The organism is Paenibacillus sp. FSL W8-0919 (assembly GCF_038003785.1).
Lineage (GTDB): Bacteria > Bacillota > Bacilli > Paenibacillales > Paenibacillaceae > Paenibacillus_AQ > Paenibacillus_AQ lactis.
This window is the reverse complement of the sequence record NZ_JBBOPV010000001.1, coordinates 6,057,129-6,082,766: the sequence shown is the minus strand read 5'-3', so window position 1 is coordinate 6,082,766 and position 25,638 is coordinate 6,057,129. Positions and strand designations below refer to the sequence as shown.

Annotated in this window: 21 protein-coding genes; 15 read left to right on the top strand and 6 right to left on the bottom strand. The window is 52.4% G+C overall.

What is annotated here, in order from left to right; all coding sequences use genetic code 11:
* The first annotated feature begins 281 nt into the window (after positions 1-281).
* The 5 genes from araA (at position 282) to NST44_RS27565 (ending at position 7,082) form a co-directional block, all read left to right on the top strand.
* Positions 282-1,769 (top strand): L-arabinose isomerase, encoded by a 1,488-nt coding sequence (araA, locus tag NST44_RS27585; protein ID WP_340901154.1) that lies wholly within the window; start codon positions 282-284, stop codon positions 1,767-1,769.
* A gap of 124 nt (positions 1,770-1,893) precedes the next feature.
* Positions 1,894-3,003 (top strand): GntR family transcriptional regulator, encoded by a 1,110-nt coding sequence (locus NST44_RS27580; protein ID WP_007129291.1) that lies wholly within the window; start codon positions 1,894-1,896, stop codon positions 3,001-3,003.
* A 95-nt stretch (positions 3,004-3,098) separates the two neighbouring features.
* Entirely contained in the window at positions 3,099-3,788 is a 690-nt protein-coding gene (araD, locus tag NST44_RS27575; protein WP_028405028.1) for an L-ribulose-5-phosphate 4-epimerase, read from the top strand.
* Positions 3,789-3,893: 105 nt separating this feature from the next.
* Positions 3,894-5,582 carry a ribulokinase gene (locus NST44_RS27570; protein ID WP_210095606.1) on the top strand — a complete coding sequence of 563 codons (1,689 nt, stop codon included), beginning with the start codon at positions 3,894-3,896 and terminating at the stop codon, positions 5,580-5,582.
* Positions 5,583-5,900: 318 nt separating this feature from the next.
* Positions 5,901-7,082, top strand: coding sequence for a sn-glycerol-1-phosphate dehydrogenase (locus NST44_RS27565; protein WP_340901153.1), 1,182 nt, complete (start codon positions 5,901-5,903; stop codon positions 7,080-7,082).
* A 299-nt stretch (positions 7,083-7,381) separates the two neighbouring features.
* On the opposite strand, the gene NST44_RS27560 is transcribed toward NST44_RS27565, so the two are convergent.
* Positions 7,382-8,299, bottom strand: a complete 918-nt coding sequence (locus tag NST44_RS27560; RefSeq protein ID WP_028405031.1) for an ArsR/SmtB family transcription factor — start codon at positions 8,297-8,299, stop codon at positions 7,382-7,384.
* 396 nt (positions 8,300-8,695) lie between these two features.
* On the opposite strand from NST44_RS27560, the gene arfA reads away from it, so the two are divergent.
* The 5 genes from arfA (at position 8,696) to NST44_RS27535 (ending at position 13,888) form a co-directional block, all read left to right on the top strand.
* Positions 8,696-10,195, top strand: a complete 1,500-nt coding sequence (arfA, locus tag NST44_RS27555) for an arabinosylfuranosidase ArfA (protein ID WP_210095614.1) — start codon at positions 8,696-8,698, stop codon at positions 10,193-10,195.
* Positions 10,196-10,381: 186 nt separating this feature from the next.
* Positions 10,382-11,710 (top strand): ABC transporter substrate-binding protein, encoded by a 1,329-nt coding sequence (locus NST44_RS27550; protein ID WP_340901464.1) that lies wholly within the window; start codon positions 10,382-10,384, stop codon positions 11,708-11,710.
* A gap of 83 nt (positions 11,711-11,793) precedes the next feature.
* Positions 11,794-12,687, top strand: coding sequence for a carbohydrate ABC transporter permease (locus tag NST44_RS27545; RefSeq protein ID WP_007129298.1), 894 nt, complete (start codon positions 11,794-11,796; stop codon positions 12,685-12,687).
* A gap of 2 nt (positions 12,688-12,689) precedes the next feature.
* The gene (locus NST44_RS27540; RefSeq protein WP_340901152.1) at positions 12,690-13,523 is read left to right on the top strand and encodes a carbohydrate ABC transporter permease; all 834 of its coding nucleotides are present in this window, start codon (positions 12,690-12,692) and stop codon (positions 13,521-13,523) included.
* Positions 13,524-13,672: 149 nt separating this feature from the next.
* A complete protein-coding gene (locus NST44_RS27535; RefSeq protein ID WP_028405035.1) occupies positions 13,673-13,888 on the top strand; it encodes a DUF2905 domain-containing protein in 216 nt (71 codons plus the stop codon).
* 215 nt (positions 13,889-14,103) lie between these two features.
* Here the strand turns inward: NST44_RS27535 and NST44_RS27530 are convergent, their stop codons facing one another.
* The 5 genes from NST44_RS27530 to NST44_RS27510 form a co-directional block, all read right to left on the bottom strand.
* Complete coding sequence (locus NST44_RS27530) at positions 14,104-14,979, bottom strand: YitT family protein (protein WP_213614289.1); 876 nt, start codon at positions 14,977-14,979, stop codon at positions 14,104-14,106.
* A gap of 17 nt (positions 14,980-14,996) precedes the next feature.
* On the bottom strand, positions 14,997-16,241 hold the full coding sequence (locus tag NST44_RS27525) for a cation:proton antiporter (protein WP_007129302.1): 1,245 nt from the start codon (positions 16,239-16,241) through the stop codon (positions 14,997-14,999).
* A 3-nt stretch (positions 16,242-16,244) separates the two neighbouring features.
* On the bottom strand, positions 16,245-16,736 hold the full coding sequence (locus NST44_RS27520) for a cation:proton antiporter regulatory subunit (protein ID WP_007129303.1): 492 nt from the start codon (positions 16,734-16,736) through the stop codon (positions 16,245-16,247).
* 206 nt (positions 16,737-16,942) lie between these two features.
* On the bottom strand, positions 16,943-17,311 hold the full coding sequence (locus tag NST44_RS27515; RefSeq protein ID WP_007129304.1) for a hypothetical protein: 369 nt from the start codon (positions 17,309-17,311) through the stop codon (positions 16,943-16,945).
* 180 nt (positions 17,312-17,491) lie between these two features.
* Entirely contained in the window at positions 17,492-17,683 is a 192-nt protein-coding gene (locus NST44_RS27510; protein WP_210095609.1) for a hypothetical protein, read from the bottom strand.
* A gap of 173 nt (positions 17,684-17,856) precedes the next feature.
* On the opposite strand from NST44_RS27510, the gene NST44_RS27505 reads away from it, so the two are divergent.
* The 5 genes from NST44_RS27505 (at position 17,857) to NST44_RS27485 (ending at position 24,470) form a co-directional block, all read left to right on the top strand.
* The gene (locus NST44_RS27505; protein ID WP_213614287.1) at positions 17,857-18,468 is read left to right on the top strand and encodes a copper amine oxidase N-terminal domain-containing protein; all 612 of its coding nucleotides are present in this window, start codon (positions 17,857-17,859) and stop codon (positions 18,466-18,468) included.
* Between the two features lie 107 nt (positions 18,469-18,575).
* Positions 18,576-19,007, top strand: coding sequence for a zinc ribbon domain-containing protein (locus NST44_RS27500; protein ID WP_213614285.1), 432 nt, complete (start codon positions 18,576-18,578; stop codon positions 19,005-19,007).
* Positions 19,008-19,445: 438 nt separating this feature from the next.
* Positions 19,446-21,005: an extracellular solute-binding protein gene (locus tag NST44_RS27495; RefSeq protein WP_251537876.1), complete on the top strand. Its 1,560-nt coding sequence runs from the start codon at positions 19,446-19,448 to the stop codon at positions 21,003-21,005.
* Between the two features lie 27 nt (positions 21,006-21,032).
* Entirely contained in the window at positions 21,033-22,850 is a 1,818-nt protein-coding gene (locus tag NST44_RS27490; RefSeq protein ID WP_251537875.1) for a sensor histidine kinase, read from the top strand.
* Between the two features lie 3 nt (positions 22,851-22,853).
* The gene (locus NST44_RS27485) at positions 22,854-24,470 is read left to right on the top strand and encodes a response regulator transcription factor (RefSeq protein WP_028407088.1); all 1,617 of its coding nucleotides are present in this window, start codon (positions 22,854-22,856) and stop codon (positions 24,468-24,470) included.
* Positions 24,471-25,638 lie beyond the last annotated feature (1,168 nt).

Genomic DNA, 25,638 nt, shown 5'->3' with positions numbered 1-25,638 from the left:
GAAAACTAGCAAAAACGCCGCATAATTATTAGGAATAATCGTAGTGCCTTGGCTGCTAAAATAGATTAGAGCGAATATCATGAAGGCTGAATCAGGCAATCGGAGTGAAATCTATGCCTGTTTCAGCCTATTTTTGTATAAATTCTGCTTGCTATTTATGATTAGCACGAGTAGAATGTGAGTAAATCAACTTGTACGTACAATTATGTGTTAATGAATCGTTTGTGATCATAGGTATGTACAAGTTAGCTAGACAGCACTCATAACAGGAGGCGTTAATCATGAAGTTGAAACCGCATACTTTTTGGTTCGTTACCGGCAGCCAGCATTTATACGGACCGGAAACGCTAGAACAGGTTGCAGAGCATTCCCGCATCGTGGCCGCCGATTTTGACAAGGATCCGGTATTCCCCTTCCCTATCGTGTTCAAGCCGATCGTAACGACACCGGATGAGATATACCAATTGATTCTCGAAGCTAACAATGATGAGACCTGTGCAGGGATCATGACCTGGATGCACACGTTCTCCCCTGCGAAAATGTGGATCGCCGGCTTGTCCCAATTGCAGAAGCCGCTGCTTCATTTCCATACCCAATTCAACCGCGATATTCCTTGGGAAACCATCGACATGGATTTCATGAATCTGAACCAGTCCGCGCACGGGGACCGTGAATACGGCCATATCGGAGCACGTCTCGGCATCGCCCGCAAGGTCGTTGTCGGCCACTGGGAGGACGGCGAGGTTCGCGGCGCGATCGCGGGCTGGATGCGAACGGCTGCCGCTTATGCCGAGAGCCGCAGACTGAAGGTTGCCCGCTTTGGCGATAACATGCGCCAGGTTGCCGTCACCGAGGGAGATAAGGTCGAAGCGCAAATTAAGCTTGGATGGTCCGTCAACGGCTATGGCATCGGCGATCTGGTTCATGCGATGAATCAAGTCGGCGACGATGAAGTGAAATCGCTGCTGAACGAATATGCGGAGCAGTACTCCATCACGAAGGAAGGACTATCTGACGGTCCGGTCCGCGATTCCATCGCTTATCAAGCCCGCATCGAGATCGGTTTGCGTCGCTTCCTCGAGGAGGGCGGATTTGGCGCATTCACGACGACATTCGAGGATTTGCACGGCATGGAGCAGCTTCCCGGCTTAGCCGTACAGAGACTGATGGAAGCAGGCTACGGATTCGGCGGCGAAGGCGACTGGAAGACGGCGGCGTTGACCCGAGTTCTGAAGGTCCTTGCCGGCAACAAGAGCACTTCCTTTATGGAGGACTACACCTATCATTTCGAGCCGGGTAACCATATGATTCTCGGATCGCACATGCTGGAGGTATGTCCAACGATCGCGCTCGATAAGCCATCGGTGGAGGTTCATCCGCTCGGCATCGGCGGAAAAGCCGACCCGGCACGTCTCGTATTCAACGGCCAGGACGGTCCTGCCGTGAATGCATCGCTCGTTGACCTCGGCCATCGCTTCCGTCTTCTGGTCAATGTGGTGGATGGCGTCAAAGTAGAGAAGCCGATGCCGAAGCTGCCTGTAGCCCGCGTATTGTGGAAGCCGCAGCCGTCGCTTCGGGAATCGGCAGAGGCTTGGATTTTGGCCGGCGGTGCGCATCATACGGTCCTTTCTTACGCGATTACGTCCGAGCAGCTGAGCGACTGGGCGGAGATGGCCGGTATTGAAGCGGTTCTCATTGACAAAGACACAAGCCTTGCCCGGTTCAAAAATGAGCTGCGCTGGAGCGAAGCTGCCTATCGTCTTCGCTGATCGGGGGTTCGGGTATCTGTCAGTAATGCCCTGGCCTGTGTTACAATAACGAGATAGCTCCGGGATGATCGATGGATAATGGATCGATCCCGGTATCATGAGTGCGTAAGGCTAGAGGTGAACGATGAATAACAGACGGATACCCAAATATATGGTATTGAAGAACGAGCTGCTGTCCTGGTTCGAATCGGGCAGGCTGGAGCCGGGGAAGCAGGTGCCCTCGGAGCATGAAATCGCCGATCAGTTCGGCGTCAGCCGGCAGACGGTCCGCCAAACCTTCGGCGAGCTGGAGAAGGAAGGCTGGCTTGAGCGAATTCAAGGCAAGGGGACGTTCGCGAAAAATCCCAAGCGGCACGGAAGCGAGCAGGTGAAGACGATCGGCATCGTCACAACCTACATCTCCGATTATATCTTCCCGCATATTGTCCGCGGGGCGGAAGCCGAGCTTCGCAGCAAAGGCTACCGGCTTCTGCTGGCAAGCACGGACAACAACAAGGAGAAGGAGATGGAGAGCCTGCAGCTGATGACGAGCCAGCCGCTCAGCGGGCTGATCATTGAGCCGACCAAGAGTGCGGAGGGCAACCCGAACCTCAGTTATTTTTTGTCACTGCAGGAGAAGGGAATTCCGTTTCTGATGATCAACGAGAAGTATCAGGAGCTCGAATGCCCGTGCCTGAAAGTGGATGATGAGGCCGGGGGCTATAAGGCTGCCCGTCACCTGATCGAGAAGGGCCATACCCGGATTGCAGGCTTCTTTAAAAGGGATGACCTCCAGGGCGTAAACCGGCTGAAGGGCTTTCTGCGTGCCCACCGGGAATTCGGCATTCCGGTATCGCCCGATCGGGTGATCACCTATACGACCGAGCAGCGGAATGTGTTCCCATATGAACAGGCGGTGCAGCTACTGAGTCTGCCGCATGACCAGCGCCCGACAGGGCTGGTATGCTACAACGACGAGTTAGCCGTTGCCCTGATCGAAGCTGCGGGACGATGCGGCCTGCATATCCCAAGCGATGTATCGGTAATCGGCTTTGACGATTCGGCGCTCGCCTTGGCAGCGGGAGCGAAATTGACGACATTGACGCATCCGAAGACCGAGATGGGCGTGATGGCAGCCAGTCAGCTGATCAGCATGATTGAGGATGCCGCCGTCATTGAGGATACGATCTTTCAGCCGCAGCTCGTGGAGAGAGAGTCCGTAATGAAACCGGCAGGACAGATACTGAATAGTTGAGCATAAAATGAACAAAGGTCCGAGAAATCGGACCGTTGCTCGCCAACTTGTACGTACAACTATATTTTTCAAATATAGAGAGGAGCGGTTTGTTCATGTTAGAGGATTTAAAACAGCAGGTGCTGGAAGCGAATCTGGCGCTGCCCAAGCACGGGCTCGTCACATTTACGTGGGGAAACGTAAGCGGTATTGACCGTGAGCAAGGGCTGGTTGTTATCAAGCCGAGCGGTGTTCCTTATGAGGAGTTAAAGGCGGAGGATATGGTCGTGCTGGACCTGCAAGGCCAAATTGTCGAAGGCCATTTGCGGCCATCTTCCGATACACCGACCCATTTGGTGCTCTATCGGCATTTTACGGAGATCGGAGGGATCGTGCATACCCATTCCCCGTGGGGAACGAGCTGGGCTCAGGCTGGACGCGCATTGCCTGCTTATGGAACGACCCATGCCGATTACTTTTACGGAGAGATTCCCGTAACCCGCCCGATGACCCGCAGCGAGATTGAGGGTGATTACGAGCTTGAGACCGGCAACGTGATCGTCGAGCGCTTCGCGGATTTGGACCCGAACCGCATACCGGGTGTGCTGGTTCATTCCCATGCGCCGTTCGTCTGGGGAAAGGATGCGGATAACGCGGTTCACAATGCGGTCGTGCTCGAAGAGTGTGCCAAAATTGCCGCCAGAATGCAGCAGATCAATCCGGATACGCCTCCGATGGATCAGGCTCTGCTGGATCGCCATTATTTGCGAAAGCATGGCGTCAATGCCTATTACGGACAAAAATAGCGTGAAACCGGCCCTTATCTTAACATCTTGAACTTTTGTTAAAGGAAATGACCAGGGAAGCAAAAGCAGCACATCTATATCATTTTGCTTTGAGGAGGAAATCAAGTGGGGAAAAAGTATACCATCGGTGTCGATTACGGTACCCAATCGGGCCGTGCGGTTCTGGTCGATCTGGCGAACGGGCATGAAATCGCCGATCATGTTACGCCTTACCGGCATCACGTCATTGACGAGGTATTGCCTGGCTCGGGGAAGAAGCTGGAGCATGACTGGGCGCTTCAGCATCCCGGAGATTATCTCGAGGTTCTGCGCGAATCGGTGCCGGCCGTCATTCGTCAGTCGGGAATCGATCCGGCGGACGTGATCGGGATCGGGATTGATTTTACGGCGTGCACGATGCTGCCGGTGGATGAACGGGGCGAGCCGCTTTGCTTCGATCCCGGACTTGCCGACGAGCCGCACAGCTGGGTGAAGCTTTGGAAGCATCATGCGGCTCAGCCGGAAGCCGACAAGATTAATCGGATCGCGGCGGAGCGAGGCGAAGCTTTTCTTCCTCGCTATGGGGGCAAAATTTCATCCGAATGGATGATTGCTAAAATATGGCAAATCCTTGATGAAGCACCAGCCATCTATGAACGCGCGGATATGTTCCTTGAAGCGACGGACTGGGTCATCTCCCAAATGACGGGCAACATCGTCCGCAACAGCTGTACAGCAGGCTATAAAGCGATCTGGCACAAGCAGGACGGGTATCCGAGCAAGGAATATTTTAAAGCGCTTGATCCAAGGCTCGAGCATTTAACGGATACGAAGCTGCGCGGCGACGTTATTCCGCTCGGAAGCAATGCAGGCGGACTGACGGAAGCGATGGCTGAAATGATGGGGCTTAAGCCGGGTATTGCCGTTGCGGTAGGCAACGTGGATGCCCATGCGGCCGTACCGGCTGTCGGCGTGGTCACGCCCGGAAAGCTGGTAATGGCGATGGGAACCTCGATCTGCCATATGCTGCTCGGAACGGAAGAGAAGCAGGTCGAAGGCATGTGCGGAGTTGTGGAGGATGGCATTATTCCGGGACTGTTCGGCTATGAGGCGGGACAATCAGCGGTCGGCGATATTTTCGAATGGTACGTGGAAGAAGCACTGCCTGCTTACGTTAAAGAGGCTGCTGCGCAGGAGGGCATCGGTGTCCATCAATGGCTGGAGCGGGAAGCCGCGGCCTACAAGCCGGGCCAGACCGGGCTGCTGGCACTCGATTGGTGGAACGGCAACCGCTCGGTGCTCGTGGATACGGATCTGACCGGGATGATTCTCGGAATGACCCTGCTGACGAAGCCGCAGGAAATCTACCGGGCTCTGCTTGAAGCAACGGCGTTCGGTACCCGTAAAATCGTAGATGCGTTCCATGATAACGGCGTAAATGTCGATGTACTGTATGCATGCGGAGGTTTGCCGCAGAAAAATCGTCTGCTGATGCAGATTTATGCGGATGTTACCAACCGCGAAATCATCGTGGCAGACTCCAAGCAAACACCGGCCCTCGGAGCCGCGATGTTTGCGGCCGTCGCGGCAGGCAAGGAGCAGGGCGGCTATGACACGATCATCGATGCCGCTAAATATATGGCGCGCGTGAAGGAAGAGACTTTCAAGCCGATCCCCGAGCATGTAGAAGTGTACGACTCTCTGTATCAGGAATACAGCAAGCTGCATGACTATTTCGGACGCGGCGAGAATGACGTGATGAAGAGATTGAAGCGGATCAAGCAATCCGCCGAATATCCAGTCGTAGTGTCTTAATCCATCATAACTTTACAATCCTTATAACATAACGGATGTAGATAAGTTGAATTTGCGAATATGATGCAGGCAAGGGAGTAAAAGATTTTCGAAAAAGTCGAAAGCTTTCTGAAGGAAAGCTACATCGGAAGCATACACTTGAGGTCGCACTTGGTTTCAGATTTCTACTGTGATAGGTTCTATACACTCAAGAAATCTGGAACCAACAGTGACTGAAACATCTTACGTACTCGCTCTGACATCCATTCATTTGTTCAACTGATTATAGACAAAAAGAGATATTGCAGATATACCGGAATGGAGAGGGGAGAAGCTGCAATGACGGATCATTTAAGCTATGCCAAGAGCCTGGTCAGCGAAATGAAGAATCGGAATCCCGGCTTTGACGGACTTTCGCATATGGTGCTTGAGGCGGGTGCCGTACTGCAAGTGTCCCGTTACGTTAAGGAAAACGGCCTCGGACCCTCCATCATTGTCGCTGATGCGAATACGTATGAGGCTTGCGGCAAAATTTTGGAGGAGCAGTTTGCGGCAGAGGGACTGGAGGCCAGGCTATGCCTCCTGAAGCCGGATAAACAGGGGGATGTGGTCGCGGACGAGCAGTCGATCATGCAGCTGTTCATTGAAGCGGAGCCGGCGCGCACGGGCAGCCTGATCGCAGCCGGTTCAGGCACGATTCATGACATTACCCGATTCGTGAGCCACCGGACCGGCAAGCCGTTCGTTTCCGTACCTACGGCCCCTTCCGTGGACGGATTCACTTCGCTCGGAGCCCCTGTCATTGTGCGCGGCGTAAAACAAACCTTCCCGGCTGCGGCTCCGATCGCCATCTTCGCGGATCTGGACATCCTTTCGAGCGCGCCGCAGCCGCTCGTTGCGGCGGGCTTTGGCGATATGCTCGGCAAATATACGTCGCTGTTCGATTGGAAATTTTCGGCGCTGGCCGGAGACGAGCCGTATAATGATCAAGTGGCCATGATTACAGAGCGCGCGCTTGAAGCCTGTGTCAGACATGTGGGGGCGATCGGCGAGCGGTCTGAAGAAGGGATCCGGATCTTAATGACGGCGCTGATCGAGTCCGGCATCGCCATGCTGCTGTTCGGACAGTCCCATCCGGCCTCAGGCGCAGAGCATCACTTGTCGCATTACTGGGAAATGGAATACTTGCGCCTCGGCCGTCGTGCGCTGCTGCATGGAGCCAAGGTGGGAGTCGCCTGCGGCGAGATATCCCAGCTGTATCATGATGCGGTCGACAAGGGAATCTTTCCAGGCGCAGAGCCGAAGGAATGGAGCGCGCTGCGGGATCGGGCACGGGAGTGGCTGGATCAGGTGCCGGCCAAAGAGGAAATTGCCCGTCTGTTGAAGCAGGCCGGAGGCCCATCCAGCATCAGCGAGCTCGGCGTTGACCAAGCTCTGCTGGAATCAAGTCTTCGGGAAGCCCACACACTGCGAAATCGCTGCACACTGTTAAGGATATTGAATGAAGCAAGGGCCCAGTAAAGATTCCGCATGAACAAAAATTTCACGCGGTTTCGCCTGAAAGCCGAAAATTTGAAATGTCCATAAAACCAAAAGAACTGTCCCCTATGTAGAAGGTCTACCGGGGACAGTTCTTTTGTTCATTCAATGAGATCCATCAATCGAAAAGTCTTCTCAGCATGGCCGTTCTGATTACATGTAGCATTGACCAGGCTTAGTAAACCCAGTAAATCAGATGCCGGAGAAGAGAAGATGTCACGCTCTTTAGCCCCATACCTGTTAGATCGTGCCGTAACCGATCCTCGAAATTGATCCACGCTCTATTCTTCCTTCACATCGTAGAGCACGCGCGCCAGCAGATCCTGGCTGTAATTGCCGAAGTGCTTGCCGTAAATCGTAAGTCCCCGCTTGTTGACGGAGCGCTCGTTTACCGCAATCCGGAACGTAATGTCGCTTTTGTAATTGAGCTGGATCTGGTCCAGGCTGACGTCCGAAATGCGGCAGCCATCAATGAAGCTGCCATCCTGATTGATCCGGATCAGCTTTAGCATGCCGTATTGATTCAGATGAGGAGGCCACCATTCCGGATTGAAGGTACCGCGGGTGTCTCCGAAATCGCCGGGGCTGGTCCAGCTGCCAAGCTCCACTCCGTTGATGTAGAAAAAAATGTCCGACGGATAATTGTCGCAATATCCCGGCGCTTCGGAGCCAAGCTCCAACGAGAACTGGATTTCGCGAAATGCCTGGTTAGGCTTTAAATAGTTCGGAATGCGGTACTCCAGAAATCCTTCTGTCAGCCAGATAATTTCAGCATCGATCCGCTGCGGATCGGCGAAGTAACGCGGGTCGTCGAAATCCCCGATGATGCTGTCCTTGGTAGCCAGACCGCAGGTAGGAATGGCCTGATAATCGCTGTAATGCCCGACCCGAATCTCGACCTCATACAAATTCTCGACATCCTTGCTGCGCAAATCCACCATCAGCTTATCCTTGTTCAGGTAGCAGATCTTCTGAATGCCGTGTTTGCCTCCGGTGGTGTGGATTTCAATCAGCCCGCTTTCCTCCAGCTTCTTGATGTGCATGGTGATGGCACCGTTGCTTAAGTTCAGCCGGTTCGCCAAATCGTTCAAATTGAGGCTTTGATTCTTGGCGAGCAGCTCAAGAATCTGGATGCGAATATCGGAGCTGAGCGCTTTGAAAATATCCAGCCCGCTCATTAAATCCTTAATATAGATCATGGTATTCAAAACCTTTCCAGTTAGGTGATAGGACCAATACATAGACTTCCCTTCTGTTTATTTCAAATAATTATAAATCAATATGTCGAGGAAATAAAGATGCCAGTTTTTCATGTCAAAACGGCTGCGGTCATTCAATAAAAAAGTCGAAAACAACCCATTTCTTAATATTTATCTAAATCAAAATCGCAGAAATTTCGAAGAAAATCCATGGAAATATGCGAAATAGCCATGAATCCGAATTTAATTCAAATAAATATAAATTATTTTATATTTTATTATTTACATCCAAATTGTCATATGCTATTTTATAACTGAAAACGGATTCATTCAAGATCATTTGAATTGTTTTATAATTTAATTAAATGGAAGGTGAACGATTTGACAGCTGAGAAGATGAAAGCACGCATGATCGTGGATAAATCATTTCGCATCGCCCAAGTCGATAACCGGATTTACGGATCCTTTATCGAGCATCTTGGCCGGGCCGTGTATGGGGGCATTTACGAACCCGGGCATGAGACAGCAGATGCAGGCGGGTTTCGGAACGATGTGAAAGCCTTGATCCAGGAGCTGAATGTTCCGATCATTCGTTATCCGGGCGGAAATTTTGTATCCGGCTATAACTGGGAGGATGGCGTTGGTCCGGTAGCCGAGCGTCCCAAACGGCTTGAGCTTGCCTGGAGAACTCTGGAGCCTAATGAGGTCGGCACGAACGAGTTTATTACCTGGGCCAAGGAGGCTGGCTCCGATGTGATGATGGCCGTTAACCTGGGCACACGGGGGATCGATGCCGCCAGAAATCTGCTGGAGTACACGAACCACCCGGGAGGCACCTACTGGAGCGATCTGCGCCGCAGTCACGGCTACGAGCAGCCGCACAAAATCAAGACCTGGTGTCTCGGCAACGAAATGGATGGTCCGTGGCAGATTGGTCATAAAACTTCCGCTGAATACGGCAGGCTGGCTGTCGAAACCGCGAGGGCCATGCGTCTTGTGGATCCGGATATCGAGCTGGTTGCTTGCGGAAGCTCCAGTTCCTCGATGCCGACGTTCCCTGAGTGGGAAGCCGTTACGCTCGACCATACGTATGAGGCCGTCGACTACATATCGCTGCATCAGTACTATGGCAACCGTGATAACGACACCGCCAACTATCTCGCGCTAACCCTTGATATGGATCATTTTATCCATACCGTGAAGTCCACCTGCGACTATATCAAAGCTAAGAAGCGCAGCAAGAAAACGATGTATCTCAGCTTTGACGAATGGAACGTCTGGTATCATTCCAATGATGCGGATCGAAAAATCGAGCCTTGGACTGTAGCTCCGCCCCAGCTGGAGGACGTCTACAACTTCGAGGACGCCCTGCTGGTCGGAAGCATGCTGATCACATTCCTGCGCCATGCGGACCGGCTCAAGATGGCATGTCTGGCACAGCTCGTGAACGTAATTGCGCCGATCATGACGGAAAACGGAGGACGCGCCTGGAAGCAGACGATCTTCTATCCGTATCTTCATGCTTCGAAATACGGCCGCGGCGTATCGCTGCTTCCGATCGTGGATTCGCCGGTATACGACTCCAAGGATTTCACGGACGTGCCGTATTTGGACAGCGCCGTCGTGCATAACGAAGAGGATGAGGAAATCACGATCTTTGCCGTCAACCGCCATCTTGAAGAAGCGCTGGAGCTGTCCTGCGACGTCCGCAGCTTCGAGGGCTACCGTCTTGTCGAGCATATCGTGCTGGAGCACGATGATCTGAAAGCGGTGAATACCGCCGCAGAAGAGAAGGTAAAGCCTCATAGCCGCGGTGAAGCCAAGCTTGATAGCGGAATTGTGACGGCAAGGCTTGCCAAGGCATCCTGGAATGTCATCCGTTTGAAAAAGGCCTAACAACATAAATACCAATAGAGCAGCTGCGCATCCACTGCGCGCTGCTCTCACTCCCAACTTTTATTCCACTGCACAAAGTGTAAGCGCTTCACTTCCGAGGCGAGAGTCTGAAGGATCAGATGTAATTCTGTTTAGAAGTGACGGTTGGTATCGAAGTGAATGAATATTTCGGGGAGGGTCTTGATGATGACAAAGAAATGGGCGATTGTAAGTCTCGTCATATCGATGGCGCTGTTTCTGTGGGGCTGCGGTAAGTCCGGCGGTACCGGCGGCGAAACCTCGGTTCTGGACGGAGGAGCCGGCGAGAACGCGACGGAGCTGTCCTATTGGACGTTCGTGGAGCTCCATGGACAGCATTTCGAGAAGATGCTTGGTAAATGGAATGCGGAGAATCCGGACAGGCAAATCAAGCTGAACGTTACCGTCATGCCGTATGACGATATGCATAACAAATTATCGATTGCCGTTCAGTCCGGCACCGGCGCGCCGGATATTGCCGATATCGAGCTTGGCAAGTTTCCGGACTTTCTGGCAGGCACGCCGCAGCTTGAACCGCTGAACGATGTTATTGATCCATACCGAGACACCCTCGTCCAGTCCCGAATCGACCTTTACAGCAAGGATGGCGTCAACTATGGCGCACCGACGCATGTCGGCGTTTCCGTAGCGTTTTACAACACCGAAATATTGAAGGAAGCCGGCGTGAATTACGAGGATATCGTCACCTGGGAAGATTTCAAGCAGGCGGGAATCCAAGTGTATGAAAAAACCGGAAAATATATGGGAACCGCCGATACGAGCGCTGCTTGGCAGGCTTCGATGTTACTTGCGCAGCAGGGTGCCGACCTGACCGATGAATCGGGCAATCCGATCGTAAATTCGGAGGAAATGGTGAAGGCGATGACGCTGCTGAAAGATTTGCAGGACAACAACGTCATCGCTACGATTGCCGGCGGGCAGCCGGATACGGAGGAGGCCTACGGCGAATTCAATGCCGGCAACTATGCGACGGCCTTTATGCCGCTGTGGCAGATGTCCAGATACACCAACTACATGCCTGACCTGTCGGGAAAAATTGCGATCGCTCCCATCCCTGTTATGGAGGAGGGCATGCCGAGGTCCGTCGGAGGCGGAGGAACCGGTACCGTCGTCACGAAGACCGCCAAGGACGTCAAGCTGGCGAAGGATTTCCTTGCTTTTGCCAAACTGTCGCTGGATGCCAACAAGGAAATTTGGAACACGCTCGGGTTCGATCCGGTCAATATGGATGTCTGGGAGATGAAGGATGTGACCCATAATCCCGAGAACCAGTTCGTGAAGTATTTCGTCAACAATCCGTTTGACGTGCTCAATGAACTCAAGGATGAAATCCGTCTGATTAAGTCAACCTCCGCATCGCCCACGATCAACAACGTCCTTTGCACAACGACCTTCAATGAAATATTCGAGGACGGGAAGGATATCGCCGAAGCTTTGAACGACGCGCAGAAGCAAATCGAGCAGGAATTGAAATAGCCTTGCCTTGATGGATATGCATTCAATCGAAAAAGGGCTGCCCCTATGACAGGGGCGGCTCTCTTCAAAAGGAGTAGGGTCCGATGATTAAAAAATTTCTATACTCCCAGAAGGTGGCTCCTTATGTTTTCGTCCTGCCGTTCATCCTCGTCTTTCTCGTGTTCTGGGTATACCCCCTCGGGAGCTCGCTCGGCATGAGCTTCCAGAAGATTCAGCTGGGCCAAGAGGCGTCATGGATCGGCCTTGACAACTACGAGAAGCTGGCGGGAGACGGCGTGTTTCTGAAGGCGGTGACGAACAGTGCGATCTATATGGTGCTTACGCTGCTTATCCTCATTCCGTTTCCGATGCTTTTTGCGGTGCTGATCAACAGCAAGCTGATGTGGGGAAGGGAGTTTTTCAAGTCGTCCTTCTTTTTCCCTGCGCTGACCTCCGTTGTCGTAGCCGGCACGATCTTCCGGTTGATGTTCGGCGAGATGGAAGGCTCGCTGATCAACAGCATATTAGGCTGGTTCGGCATCGACCCCGTCAAATTTTTGAAAGGTCAGGTGACCGGCTTTATCGCATTGCTGGCCTTGGCTACCTGGCGGTGGACCGGAGTCAATATGCTGTATTTTTTGTCGGGCTTGAAGAACATTCCGGATGAATATTACGAGGCGGCCTCGATCGACGGCGCGTCATCCTTTCAGAAATTCACGAAAATCACCATGCCATTGCTGAAGCCGACAACGATTTACGTGCTGACGATCAGCATTTATGCGGGCCTGGCCATGTTCATCGAGAGCATGATGCTGTGGAACGGCAACAATTCCCCTAAAAATATCGGCCTCACCATCGTCGGCTACTTGTACCGCCAAGGAATCGAGAAGAACAATCTGGGATATGCCGCCGCCGTCGGGATCGTGCTTCTTGCCATTACGATGATCATTAATCTGACGCAGCTCAAGCTGTCGGGCATGTTCAAGAAGGAGGATTGACCATGAGACGGGAAACGGTCATCAAGGTACTGCTCTTTCTTCTCTTCGCGGTTCTTTGCTTCCTGATTCTGGTGCCCTTTTATGCGGTGACGATTGCATCCTTCAAGCCTGGCGAGGATTTGATCCGTTATGGGCTGAATCTGAAATTCGATCTGTCTGTAATGAACTTCGATAATTTTGCCTATCTCTTTACCGGCGGCCATTCCTATTTTATGTGGTTTTTCAACTCGCTGCTGTTGACGGTGGTTCAGGTAGCGTTAACTTTGATTGTCAGCGCGACGGTTGCCTATGGATTTGCCGCATATGATTTCGTTGGGAAAAACCTGCTGTTCGTTTGCGTGCTTCTGATCATGATGGTGCCGTTTGAAATTTTGCTGCTCCCGCTGTACACGCTGACGTATAACATCGGCCTCATGAATTCTTATTCGGCGATCGTGCTGCCCGGCATCGCCAGTGCTGCCACCATTTTCTTCTTCAGGCAGTACTTGCGCGGCGTCCCGAAAGAGATCATTGCCGCAGGCCGAGTCGACGGCGCTTCGGAGTACGGCATCTATATGCGGCTTATTCTCCCCGTCATGAAGCCTTCCTTCGCAGCAATGGCGATCCTGAACGGGATGAACAGCTGGAATAACTTCCTGTGGCCGTTCATGGTGCTCAGCGATGCGAATAAATATACGCTGCCAATCGGCTTGAAGACGCTGCTGACCCCATATGGCAACAATTATGACCTGCTGATTGTAGGCTCCTTTTTTTCCATCATCCCGATTTTTATTCTGTTTATTGCTTTCCAAAAATACTTCATCGACGGCATGACGGCGGGGGCGGTGAAGGGCTAAAGGGAGAGAAAAGACGGGGTTAAGTGCACATGGCCGTTGTCCAATTCGGCATACGTAGAGGGCACCCTTGCATCTGATCCGTCAAATCCTTTATGATACAAGGAAACCGAGGCTTGCGCTTGCAGGTATGATGAATGAGGTGATGGAAGATGCATCCGGTGACCCGGACACTGCTTTGGATTGGCGGCGCCTTGATCGTCATCGGGCTGCTGTGGCCGGTAATCGGCCGCTTTATCGGGCGGCTGCCTGGCGATATCGTCGTGGATAAGCCGAATGTCAAAATTTATTTTCCGATCGTTACATGCCTGGTGATCAGCGTCGTTGGATCCTTGATCTTGTTTCTGATCCAGCAATTTCGCAAATAGGCGGACTTTCGGCACACACATTGAAAATATCCAAGAATAAGGATGGAAATGGATAAAAGATGATCCCTGTATCGTACAGGAATCATCTTTTTTAGTGCCTATTTGTATCGGTGAAGGTTGTAAATAGGTCTGTTCGCGTTCAGCAGCATACCAAAGAGGCTGCCCCGGGGTCTATGGACCTTTCGGACAGCCTCTTTGACTGGAAAGATGGAATCTCATCCATGCCGAATCGTAATTTCCGCACGGGGATCGAGGCCCCATACGATCGATTTAAATCGGGGCATCTCCAGTACGTGAACCCAATAAACAAGCTCTTCGGCTTGACGGGGAACAGGTAAGCGGTTCTCCTCCACATCTTCGCCTAAGACCGAGGTTCTCGGGTCATATCCCATCATGGCTTTGATGCCCTGCGCAATCTCCGCCGAGCTGGTGCATCGGATACGAATTTCCCGCTTCAAGGGAAGAGAGGACGTTGTTAGCCGCCCGGTTTCCAGCGCCAAGAGGCAGGCGACTGCGGAATACATCGCCCGCTCCCAGCCTAGAAGCATCCCCGCCAGCGTTAACACCAGGAGGTTAGCCAGGATCTGAATATAGGGCAGCTTCAGATGGGCAAGCAGATACGACAGCTGCTGGGGCAGTTTGGGCATCTGCAGCGTATCCAGCACGACACCGTATCGAAGGCCGATGCCGATGCCGAGTCCGAGGAAAATGCCGCCGATGCCGGCGCTGCCGATCTTGCTGTCGACCAGCGACGGAATGGGAAAGAACAGTATCGAACAGATGGAAAACGTCAGCAGGCCGGCCGTAGCGATCAGTGCCCGCTCCCGGTCAGGCTGACGGTAAACAAGCAGCAGCAGGGGCAAGTTCAGCGCAAACAGGAACATGCCGGTATGAAGCCCCGTCAGATGCGCCGCAAGCGCAGATATTCCCGATACGCCGCCTGCAATGATGCCGCTTGGCACAAGAAACAGATCCAGGCCGAAGGCGGCGATCAGCCCGCCGATGATTGCCATGGCCAGCCGCCTTCCCGTGCCCTCCTTTTTGATTGCGCCCTGCACTTTGTTCATGGCCCTGTTCGGGACTTGAACCATAGGAAGTAACCCCTCCTTTATCCGCTGGCACTTTCATCCTTTAGCTTCGGTTTAACCGGTTTCTTCTCCTTGTAGTCTTTAAATTTAAAAATCTTATTCAGGAAGTTATACACATGCTTGGATTCTTTAGTCAGCAATGGCCCGAGAATCGCCAGGATCAGCACGTATAATGCGGCGAATGGCTGTATAAAGGCCGCAAGACCGCCGGCTTTTCCCATATTGGCGAGAATAATCGAGAATTCTCCGCGGGATACGATGGTCAGGCCGATATTCGAGGATGCTTTGGTTGATAATCCTGCGCTGCGGCCTGCAAGCATGCCCGCGATGAAGTTGCCGAGCAGGGTGATGACAACGGCGATCAATGACAGCCATACGGCTCCGCCAAGCTCGGAAGGTACAATCGTTAAACCGAAACTAAAGAAGAATAACGCACCGAAGAAATCCCGGAACGGCAGAATTAAATGCTCAATCCGTTCGCGATGCTCAGTTTCCGCCAGGACAAGCCCGACGAGCAGCGCACCGATGGCTTCCGCCACGTGAATGGTCTCGGCAAAGCCTGCAAGCAGAAATAATGCTGCAAATATAACCAGGGCAAACAATTCATTCGACCTGATATTAAGGACCTTATTCAGCAGAGGAACGGCTTTTCTGCCGACAATGATGACGAGCAGCATAAAGCCAAGTGCAATGACGGCTGACAGCAGCACGCCTCCGAGCGAGGAAGAGCCGCTTAGAACAAGACCGGACAGAATCGAAATATAGACGGCGAGGAACACGTCCTCGAACATAATGATGCCAAGAATCATTTCCGTCTCGGGATTTGCGGTTCTTCTCAGGTCCACCAGTACCTTGGCGACGATTGCGCTGGAGGATATCGTGGTAATCCCTGCAACGATGAGCGTCTCGGCGACTGGAAAGCCGGAGAATATCCCGATCATGAGCCCGAGCGTGAAGTTGATGGCAATATAAATGCTGCCGCCGATTACGATCGATTTGCCGGATTTAATGAGACGGCCGACGGAAAATTCCAGGCCGAGGTAGAACAATAGAAACAGCACGCCGATTCGGCCCATGAATTCAATGAGCTCGGCGCTCTCGATAAAGCGAAAATCCAAGTTGCCCCAGTGAAACGCATGCGGTCCTACCGCCATCCCCACCAAAATATAGAAGGGGACGACGGAAAACCGGAGTTTAGCGGATAACAGCCCCGCAAGGGCAATCAGGGCGATCGCCAGTCCGACTTCTAAAACCATATGATCCATTCATCAACCACGTCCGTTCATCAAGATTTGCTTAAATAACCGCTGCTGCTGACGCTCACCCACGACAACAAGGGTTGAATCGGGGGTAATGATCACGTCAGGGCCGGGATTGATTTGTTTGCTGTTTTTATCGACTGCTGCAATGACCGTAGCACCGGAGTGTTGACGGACGCCAAGATCGCCGATCGATTTGCCTGCACCATAATAATGGGGCTCGATGCGGTACCACTCGATAATCAGCTCATCGAGCGCCATGTCAATCGTCTCCAGCGCCTTCGGTTTATAGGTAAGACCGCCTACGATGGCAGCAATTTGGCGGGCCTCGTCATCATCCAATGAAATCATGGAGATGCTTTCCTCCGGATCGTCATATTCGTAATGGTACATTTCGCGGCGGCCGTCATCGTGAATAATGATGACCAGCTTATCTCCTCCACGCGTATCAATGACGAATTTTTTACCGATTCCGGGTAAATCTGTTTCACGAACATGCATAGGCTAACATCCTCCTGAAAAAAACATTCCGATAATTTTTATACATTCATTTTGCTGTAGGAAATAAAAAACGACTAGATATGAACAATAGCAAGCTTTTATGCGCAGCATGAAATAAACCTAGGGATTGTTGAATTTTAAACAATAGGCTGATTTTGCTTTATAATTATGGGATTATGGCATGTTTAAAAGGAACGCGGTCCGTGTTAGACAGCGAATCGGGAAGGTTGGCTAACGTAAATCGATGTATACTTAATGGGGAATAGAACCATAAGTCTGAGCCGACGCGGTATAATCGGCCGATAAGGCAGACGGATTTTGGGAATACGCTGCATCAGGGCGGCCGATATCATTAAGAACACCGGCATGGAGCTGCCAGCGGCCTTAAGCTTGGAGAGAATTTGCGAATGTTTCAGAGCAGCGGCTTTAGGATGCATGCTATGCTTGTAGACATACTTCTCATCCACAGTTTCATCGGTGTAATACTCTTGAACGGGAATGTAGAGAGCAAATGCCGTAATCAGCACAAGAATAAGCATCCAAATCATTTTTGCCGACTTCAAGAAACGTTCCACGGGGATTCCCTCCTTTCGACCCAAACTTTCTATAAGTAATCATAACATAAAAATAATCGTTCTCAAAACGAGAACGATTATTTTTATTTCAACACTTTTACAGATCAATTGAAGTTTTGCCTGTATCTTTAATAATTGGAGGATATAGGATTGGGACTGGCGGAAAGTAAGGACGCGGCCTTATTTCTCACGGAGTTTATCGTAATGATTCGTTTCAGGCTCCAAGTCCAAATCTTCCTCGTTTTCGTTTTCGAGCACGCCCAGGACGAGATCGTCCAGTTTGTCTGTAGCTGCTTGATCCGGACGGTCCGGTTCCGGAATCGGGTCCACGCCGGGAAATTTTCCGTCGTATTCAGGTTTCTCTTTGCTCATATCGGCCTCATTCCTTTCCGGCAATATTTTGGCACAAAGGGATCGGTTATATGTAACGATAAACCGCAAACCGGAAGGTGAAACGAAACTCATGATTATAATTCTTTTATATGAATCTTCTATATAGAATTATGCTAGAATGTTGAGGAATATTATCCCAGGAGGTCATTAAATTGAAGAAAAAAATTGGGTATGCCACGATAGCATTGATTCTGTTGTCCAGCACGGTTGCTTCCGCACATCCTGGAAGAACGGACGCCAGCGGCGGTCATCATTGCTGGACGAATTGCGAGCGCTGGGGGTTGTCGTATGGCGAATACCACTATCATAACGGAGGAGGCAGCTCCGGCAGCAAGTCTTCTTCCTCGAAGTCGACAACGCGCGCTTCGTCCAAACCGCAACCGAAACCGAAACCAAAGGTTCCAACCTATGCAAAGTCGGATATTAAGGTATACGTTAACGGGAGTCTCGTGAAATTCGGAAGCCATCCGCTGATTTATAATAATACCAATTTGGTGCCGCTTCGTGAAATTGCCGAGGGAATGGGAGCCAAGGTTAACTGGAACAAGGAAGCCGGAGCGATTGGCGTCCAACGGGGAACCCATAAAGTGACTTTGACCATCGGAAGCCGGACCGTATTCTATAACGGCAAGTCGGAATCCATAGCGGTCGCTCCCAAAGTTATCGATGGAGTGACTTATGTTCCGCTTCAGGTATTTGCCAGAGGTCTTGGTTCCAATGTATCTTACAGTGCCCGCGACGGGATTGTAAAAATCACCTATTAACCGCATCTCCACTTGAGTTCCTGTAATTTGATGCTCATGAAACGGCATAGCGGAGATAAGCTATAATACAATGGATGGAATATTGGTGAAAGGAGGGGATCGTTCGCTTGAGTTTTTTCGATAAATTCAAGGCCGGCGTGTCCGATGCCGGAAACAAAGCGAAAATTTTAGTCGAAGTGAATAAATTAAAGCTGCAGAACAGCGGCAAGAAGAGCGATATCAATGAGCAGCTTCTTGAAATCGGCAAGGTCGTATACGGGGTTGCCGAAGCGGGACAGTGGCCCCCCGACCGGGAGAGCATCCAAAGCTATGTGGCCAAAATCCAGGAGCTGAAATTCGAAATCGAGCAAAATCAGCTGCAGATGGCGAATCTTACGGATGAAAAAGTATGCCGAAGCTGCGGGAACAACTCGCCTATTAACGCCAAGTTCTGTTCTCACTGCGGCAAGACTTTCGAGGTGATTCAAGTCGGCGAGGATCAGTCCGCCGATCATCTCCCGCTGCTGGAGCAGCCCGGGAGCGAGGACGAAAGAAAGTAAGGAAGCCCGCTCACTTTCGATGTTCTGTCGGAGAAGGGCCGGTCAGCTTCTAGAACGGCTTGTAAAAATAGCCAGGGTCCAAATATCAAGGCGGTCCTGGCTATTTGGCTTGTTTTCGGTTTTTTTTCAGGTTGGACGTTTTTAACAAGATCTGGATCTGCATGACGCTTAATGCTCAACGCACAACCCACAACGGATTTACGTAGTCGTTGATACCCTCGATTGCCGTTCCTGACGATACGACTTGCGTATCGAAAGGGACGGCTTTTTCATAGATCAGGCTAACCAATAAGCTTGGGTTGCCTGTTTTTTGTCCGACGATCATCCTTCTAAAGAAAAAACGAAAAAGACCACTGCAGAAAAAATAACGATCTTACTCACAAAAAAATCGTTATATAGTAGTATTAGTTTACGAGATGAAGGGAGTGACAAGAACCTATGCCGATTAACAAGGCTTGTAAGAATGGGATTCAACGCGGCAAGGATAACGATCCAAGGCTGTTTGCTGGTAATGTTCTGTGGCTTCCTGTACTAGCATTTCTGATCCTTCTCGTCACCGGCTGCATGGATACCGGCGGAGCTAAAGAGGAGCAGCCTTCGGGAAACCCGAAGGCGAAGACGATCAACATTGTCATTTCCAATCTTGGCATGACGTTTCCGGCCGGGATGGACGAGAACGACAACCGCTATTTGAATTACATCGAGCAGAACACCGGGCTGGATATCCAAGTCAATACCCCGCCAACGGAAGTGTACAACGAAAAGCTCGATGTCATTATGTCCTCCGGCAATCTGCCGGATATGCTCCATACCTATGAGCCGGTATGGTTTGACAACTATGTCAAGCAGGGGGCGTTCATGCCGCTGGATGAGCTGATCGACAAGTACGGTCCCCATCTCAAGGAGAAAATTCCGGCCGAGGTATGGGAACGGGTAAAATACGGCGGCAAAATCTATGCGATTCCGAGCCTGAACGAAGTGACAGGGGTAGAGCTGATGTACGCCAGAAAGGATTGGCTCGACCGTCTCGGCCTGGAGCCGCCCGAGACGCTGGACGAATATTACGAGGTGATCCGTGCCTTCGCCCAGGACGATCCCGACGGCAATGGCATTCAGGATACGATCGGACTCATCTTTACTTCTGATCTCGGCAGGTCCTCTCCCTTCTTCGGCGCGTTCGGGACACAGCTGAATGATACCTGGTTCGAGCGAGACGGACAGTTGGTGTACGGCAGCACGCTGCCAGAAACAAAGGAAGCGCTTGCATTTTTCGCCAAGCTGTACAGGGAGAACCTTCTGGACCGGGAGTTCCCCCTCAATCTGCAAAACAATTTGTTCGAAAAAATCGAAGACGGCCAGGTCGGTCTGTTCTCGGCGACATGGTACGATACCCGGGGACCGATCGCAGCCAATATGAAAAAGGATCCGAACGCGGAATGGATTCCGCTAGAATATCCGATCGGGCCGGGAGGTCAGAAAGGGGTATACGGCAAGGATATTATTCGCGGATATAACGTCATCCCGGCGGAATCAAAGCATGCGGCTGAAGTTATTCAGCTTCTGGATTTCATTGCTGAAAACTACAAAACGCTGAAGCTTGGCTTCGAGAACGAAATCTGGTGGTGGCAGGATGGCAAGATTGTGACCGATTTTGCCCTGCATGACGAGCATTTGTACAGGGGGATTTATCAATCGCTTGTAGATGTGCCTGACGAGCTGCTGTTCAAGGAACGGCTGGATTCGCTCGGCGATTTCAATCTCTATGACAATTTGCAGCGGATCACCCCGAATATTATGCCAAGTGCCTTCTACGGGGTACCTACGCCGGCCATGGGCAAATACAGCAAGAAGCTGGGCACGATGGAAGACGTGTTCACGAAGATCATCATGGGCTTGGAGCCGCTCGACGCATTCGACGAGTACGTGAAGCAGTGGAAAGAGCAAGGAGGAGATGAAATTACGAAGGAAGTGAACGAGTGGTATGCGAAACAAAAGTAACAGGCCCGGTCAAAGGAGGCGAATCGGATGATCGCGATGATTCGCTGGATCCGGGACCGGTTCTCGCAAAATATTCAAGCCCGGCTGACCGGTTATTTTTTGCTGATATTGCTTCCGCTTGTCATCATCAGCCTCTTTGCGATCGAACGGTCAAGGGACATTCTGTATGAGCAGGCGGTGGAACGGACCGAAATGGCGCTGTCTTCCGCGATGAATCATTTCGATTTGGCGCTGCAGAACGTGGAGGAAATTTCGACACTGATTGCCGCCGATCCGACAATGAATGAAATGCTGAACAAGAACAGCATGGACTTTTCGCCCCAGTCCATCGTCGATTTCTCCGACATTCTGAAGCAGCTGTCTTATTTGGTATCCGTGAACCGGTATGTATCCCATATCGCGGTATATCACCAAGCCTCCAACATGTTTATCAGCACGCATTACGGAGGGAAAAAGCTGGCGGGCGAGCGGCAGCAGGAATGGCTCGTGGAGGCGGCGAGACGCAATGGGACCGGGATTTCCTACGTCATGTCCGAGTTCCCGGTGACGGAGGGGGTCACCTTCGGCCAAATGACCAACTCCGACAGCGTCTCCCTCATCCGGGCGATGGATCTGTACAACGGCGAGCGCAAGTCGAATCTACTCGTCGTATCCTTCAATAAAAGCAAGCTGCTCAACATTATCAAAACGCTGCTGCCTTCCGAGAACAGCAGGATTTCTCTGCTGAATGAGCGAGGCGAAGTCGTGGTGGAGACCGGGAGAGCACGAAGCCGGGATATCGCCGAGAAGGACATGACCGTTACGATCGATTCCGAATATTCCAACTGGCGCCTCGCCTTGGTGCAGCCGAAGAGCGAGCTGTACAAGGAGACGGACCAGCTGCGGTTGTTCACCGTGGCGATCATCGGGCTGAGCATCCTGCTTGCGATCATCATCTCCTGGGTTGTTTACAGCGGCATCGCTTCCCCGGTGCTGAAGCTTTCGCGGGGGATGAAGCGCCTTAGCAGCGGAGAGCTCAATATTCATGTGGATACGAAACGGAAGGATGAGTTCGGATTTCTGATCCAGTCCTTCAACAAAATGGCGCTGGTTCAGAAGCATCTGATCGAGGATCACTACGAGCAGCAGCTGCGGTTAACGACAACCGAGCTCAAGTTTTTGCAGTCCCAGATCAACCCGCACTTTTTGTACAATACGCTCGACTCGATCTATTGGATGGCCAAAAACTATGACGCGGACGAAATCAGCGAGATGGTGATGAATCTGTCGAAGTTCTTCCGCCTGAGCCTCAACAAGGGCCGCGAGGTGTTCACCATGGAGGAAAGCAACGAGCATCTGCATTACTATTTGCGGATTCAGCAGCTTCGCTTCATGGATAATTTTACGGTCGAATACCGGATCTCCGAGGACAGCAAGCAGGTGCCGATCCTGAAGCTGCTGCTGCAGCCCCTGGTGGAGAATGCGATTATTCACGGCATGGAAGGCAAAACATCGGGAGGAAGCGTCGTCGTCTCCAGCTGGATTGAGAAGGGCCAGACCGTGATGATCCGGGTGGATGATAATGGTCCGGGGATCGAACCGGATCGTCTGCGTTACATCCAGCATGAGTTGGAGAAGATGGGCATGCGCAGCGTGCCCGCCTCCTCGCAGGATGAGGAGCATGTGAAGGATTTATTCGGTTTGCGCAACGTGCTGAGCCGGATGAAGCTGTATTACGGGAAGGAGGCGGAATTATCGATTGCGAGCGTACGAGGCGAGGGTACGAGCGCGACGATCGCCATTCCATTGGACCGCTGCAGGGATGACATGTTGGGGAGAGCAATGCCCGAAAAGGAGAGGACATAAGCAATGAATCTGATCATCGTAGAGGATGAGCCAAGGCTGCGCAACGCGCTGGCGCATAATATCCCTTGGGAGAAGCATGACATTGAAGTCGTTGGATTGGCCGCGAACGGGCTGGAGGCGCTTGAGCTGATCGGCAGGAAGAAGCCGGATATCATGCTGATCGATGTGCAAATGCCCGAGATGGATGGGCTGACGCTGCTCCGGGAGCTGAAGGAGCGGCGGGAGATTGGCAGCTTGACCAAGCTGATTATTTTGAGCGGACACGATAACTTCGAATTTGCTCAGCTTGCGCTGGAGTACGGGGTGTCCAAATATTTGCTGAAGCCTGCCGGCGAGGAGGAGATCTTGGAGGCGGTGCTGGAGGCAAGACGCTCCCTTCGCAGCGACCTGGAGCAGTGGCAGCGCAAGGCGGCCCTCGAGCAAAAATGGAAGGATAACCTCCCGCATCTGCAAAACCTGTTCTTCATTCAGTGGGTCGGCGGGAAATACACGAAAGAGGATGTCCTGAAACGGAGCCGGGAGCTCTACATTCCGCTGCGGGAGCAGGACCGGATCGCCGTTGCCGTCGTTGATCTCGATCCCCTTTCCGAAGAAGAGACCCGCTTTAAGCCGGGCGATATGGAGCTGCTGCAGTTCACGATGCTGTGCCTGGCCAAGGAGCTGCTTACGGATCCTTCCTGCTGGATCACCACCGATTCGAGCAATATGCTGCTGCTCGTGTTCGTCGTGGACGCGCAGCAGGACGTGAAGGACGCCATGCTGCGCATCAACGCGGAGGTATCGAGGCTTCTGTCCTCGACGAAGGAGGTGCTTAAGCTGACCGCAAGCGCCGGCATTAGCGCCGCCACCGGCGAGCTTGATGATATGGGGCTGCTATATGCGCAGGCCTGCCGGGCGCTGCAGGAGCGGGTGGTGTACGGCCATGACCTGGCCATCCCGTACCGGGAGCCGCGGCCGGACGACGGTCAGGGGCAGGGGGTCATCGTACAGCCGAACCTGGAGAAGTCGCTTGAAATCGCGCTGGACACGGCGGATGTGGAGAAGGCGATGGAGGCCCTGAAGGAATTGTGGGACGACCTATTTACAAAGCCGGAATCCTCCGACGACTTCCATGAAGCAGTCCTCTATATGAACAGCTTCTTTACCCGGCTCATCCAAAAGCAGGGCTGGACGGTCAAAAAGGTGGTGGGTGACGATATCGTCTTCTTCCAAAACGTCAAGCTGCTCAGTACCAAAATGCAAACCTGGTCGCTCCTGGAGCGAACCGTCAAGCATATCACCGCGTTCATGAGCGAGCAGCGAAAATCGACCAGCCACCAGGTCGTAAAGGACATCTTGAACCTGGTGGAGGCCGAGATGGATCAGGATATCACCCTGCATATGGTGGCTGACCGGCTGTATGTCAACTCTTCGTATTTGAGCCGCCTGTTTAAGCAGGAGATGGGCGTGGCCTTCTCGACCTATGTCCTCGAGCGCAAAATGGAGCGGGCCAAATCCCTGCTGCAGGAAGGGGCGAAGGTGTACGACTGCGCGCGTCTGGTCGGGTACCGGGATGTCAGTTATTTTACCAAGGTGTTTCGTAAGTATTGGGGGGTTAATCCGGGGGAATTCAAGGGGTAGGGCAATGTGGGGAGGATTGCTTTAATGCTTAAAGCGTCTGCTCCGCGTGCGTATCGCAGCTTAAAGTCCGCTCCGCGTACGTATGGCTGCTTAATCGCTGGATGTTGCATAGATGAAAAAGGTCCGCTCCGCGTACGTATCGTTCCTCCAATCGCTGTTGTGGCTGAATTTCTTGGAATTATTAGTGAGTGCGGGAGAAATTCAGCCCCAAAGGCGCCCGCTGCCGCTTTTCCGGAATCGATTCGTCCGCTCCGCTGGGCTGGTGCAATCGAGGTGGCCCTCCTCCCCACCTTGGTGGTGGGGGAGGGGAGAAGGCGTAGCGCAGCAGGGCCTGCTGCTGAACTTGTTAGTTGCTCCGCGTACGTATCGTTCCTCCAATCGCTGTTGTGGCTGAATTTCCTGGAATTATTAATGAGCGCGGGAGAAATTCAGCCCCAAAGGCGCCCGCTGCCGCTTTTCCGGAATCGATTCGTCCGCTCCGCTGGGCTGGTTCAATCGAGGTGGCCCTCCTCCCCACCTTGGTGGTGGGGGAGGGGAGAAGGCGTAGCGCAGCAGGGCCTGCTGCTGAACTTGTTAGTTGCTCCGCGTACGTATCGTTCCTCCAATCGCTGTTGTGGCTGAATTTCCTGGAATTATTAATGAGCGCGGGAGAAATTCAGCCCCAAAGGCGCCCGCTGCCGCTTTTCCGGAATCGATTCGTCCGCTCCGCTGGGCTGGTTCAATCGAGGTGGCCCTCCTCCCCACCTTGGTGGTGGGGGAGGGGAGAAGGCGTAGCGCAGCAGGGCCTGCTGCTGAACTTGTTAGTTGCTCCGCGTACGTATCGTTCCTCCAATCGCTGTTGTGGCTGAATTTCCTGGAATTATTAATGAGCGCGGGAGAAATTCAGCCCCAAAGGCGCCCGCTGCCGCTTTTCCGGAATCGATTCGTCCGCTCCGCTGGGCTGGTTCAATCGAGGTGGCCCTCCTCCCCACCTTGGTGGTGGGGGAGGGGAGAAGGCGTAGCGCAGCAGGGCCTGCTGCTGAACTTGTTAGTTGCTCCGCGTACGTATCGTTCCTCCAATCGCTGTTGTGGCTGAATTTCCTGGAATTATTAATGAGCGCGGGAGAAATTCAGCCCCAAAGGCGCCCGCTGCCGCTTTTCCGGAATCGATTCATCCGCTCCGCTGGGC

Bases quoted from the DNA above. Each gene is read 5' to 3' on its own strand.
- araA (WP_340901154.1), top strand. From the start codon at position 282: ATGAAGTTGAAACCGCATACTTTTTGGTTCGTTACCGGCAGCCAGCAT.
- NST44_RS27580 (WP_007129291.1), top strand. From the start codon at position 1,894: ATGAATAACAGACGGATACCCAAATATATGGTATTGAAGAACGAGCTG.
- araD (WP_028405028.1), top strand. From the start codon at position 3,099: ATGTTAGAGGATTTAAAACAGCAGGTGCTGGAAGCGAATCTGGCGCTG.
- NST44_RS27565 (WP_340901153.1), top strand. From the start codon at position 5,901: ATGACGGATCATTTAAGCTATGCCAAGAGCCTGGTCAGCGAAATGAAG.
- NST44_RS27560 (WP_028405031.1), bottom strand. From the start codon at position 8,299: ATGATCTATATTAAGGATTTAATGAGCGGGCTGGATATTTTCAAAGCG.
- arfA (WP_210095614.1), top strand. From the start codon at position 8,696: ATGAAAGCACGCATGATCGTGGATAAATCATTTCGCATCGCCCAAGTC.
- NST44_RS27550 (WP_340901464.1), top strand. From the start codon at position 10,382: ATGACAAAGAAATGGGCGATTGTAAGTCTCGTCATATCGATGGCGCTG.
- NST44_RS27545 (WP_007129298.1), top strand. From the start codon at position 11,794: ATGATTAAAAAATTTCTATACTCCCAGAAGGTGGCTCCTTATGTTTTC.
- NST44_RS27540 (WP_340901152.1), top strand. From the start codon at position 12,690: ATGAGACGGGAAACGGTCATCAAGGTACTGCTCTTTCTTCTCTTCGCG.
- NST44_RS27535 (WP_028405035.1), top strand. From the start codon at position 13,673: ATGCATCCGGTGACCCGGACACTGCTTTGGATTGGCGGCGCCTTGATC.
- NST44_RS27530 (WP_213614289.1), bottom strand. From the start codon at position 14,979: ATGGTTCAAGTCCCGAACAGGGCCATGAACAAAGTGCAGGGCGCAATC.
- NST44_RS27525 (WP_007129302.1), bottom strand. From the start codon at position 16,241: ATGGATCATATGGTTTTAGAAGTCGGACTGGCGATCGCCCTGATTGCC.
- NST44_RS27520 (WP_007129303.1), bottom strand. From the start codon at position 16,736: ATGCATGTTCGTGAAACAGATTTACCCGGAATCGGTAAAAAATTCGTC.
- NST44_RS27510 (WP_210095609.1), bottom strand. From the start codon at position 17,683: ATGAGCAAAGAGAAACCTGAATACGACGGAAAATTTCCCGGCGTGGAC.
- NST44_RS27495 (WP_251537876.1), top strand. From the start codon at position 19,446: ATGCCGATTAACAAGGCTTGTAAGAATGGGATTCAACGCGGCAAGGAT.
- NST44_RS27490 (WP_251537875.1), top strand. From the start codon at position 21,033: ATGATCGCGATGATTCGCTGGATCCGGGACCGGTTCTCGCAAAATATT.
- NST44_RS27485 (WP_028407088.1), top strand. From the start codon at position 22,854: ATGAATCTGATCATCGTAGAGGATGAGCCAAGGCTGCGCAACGCGCTG.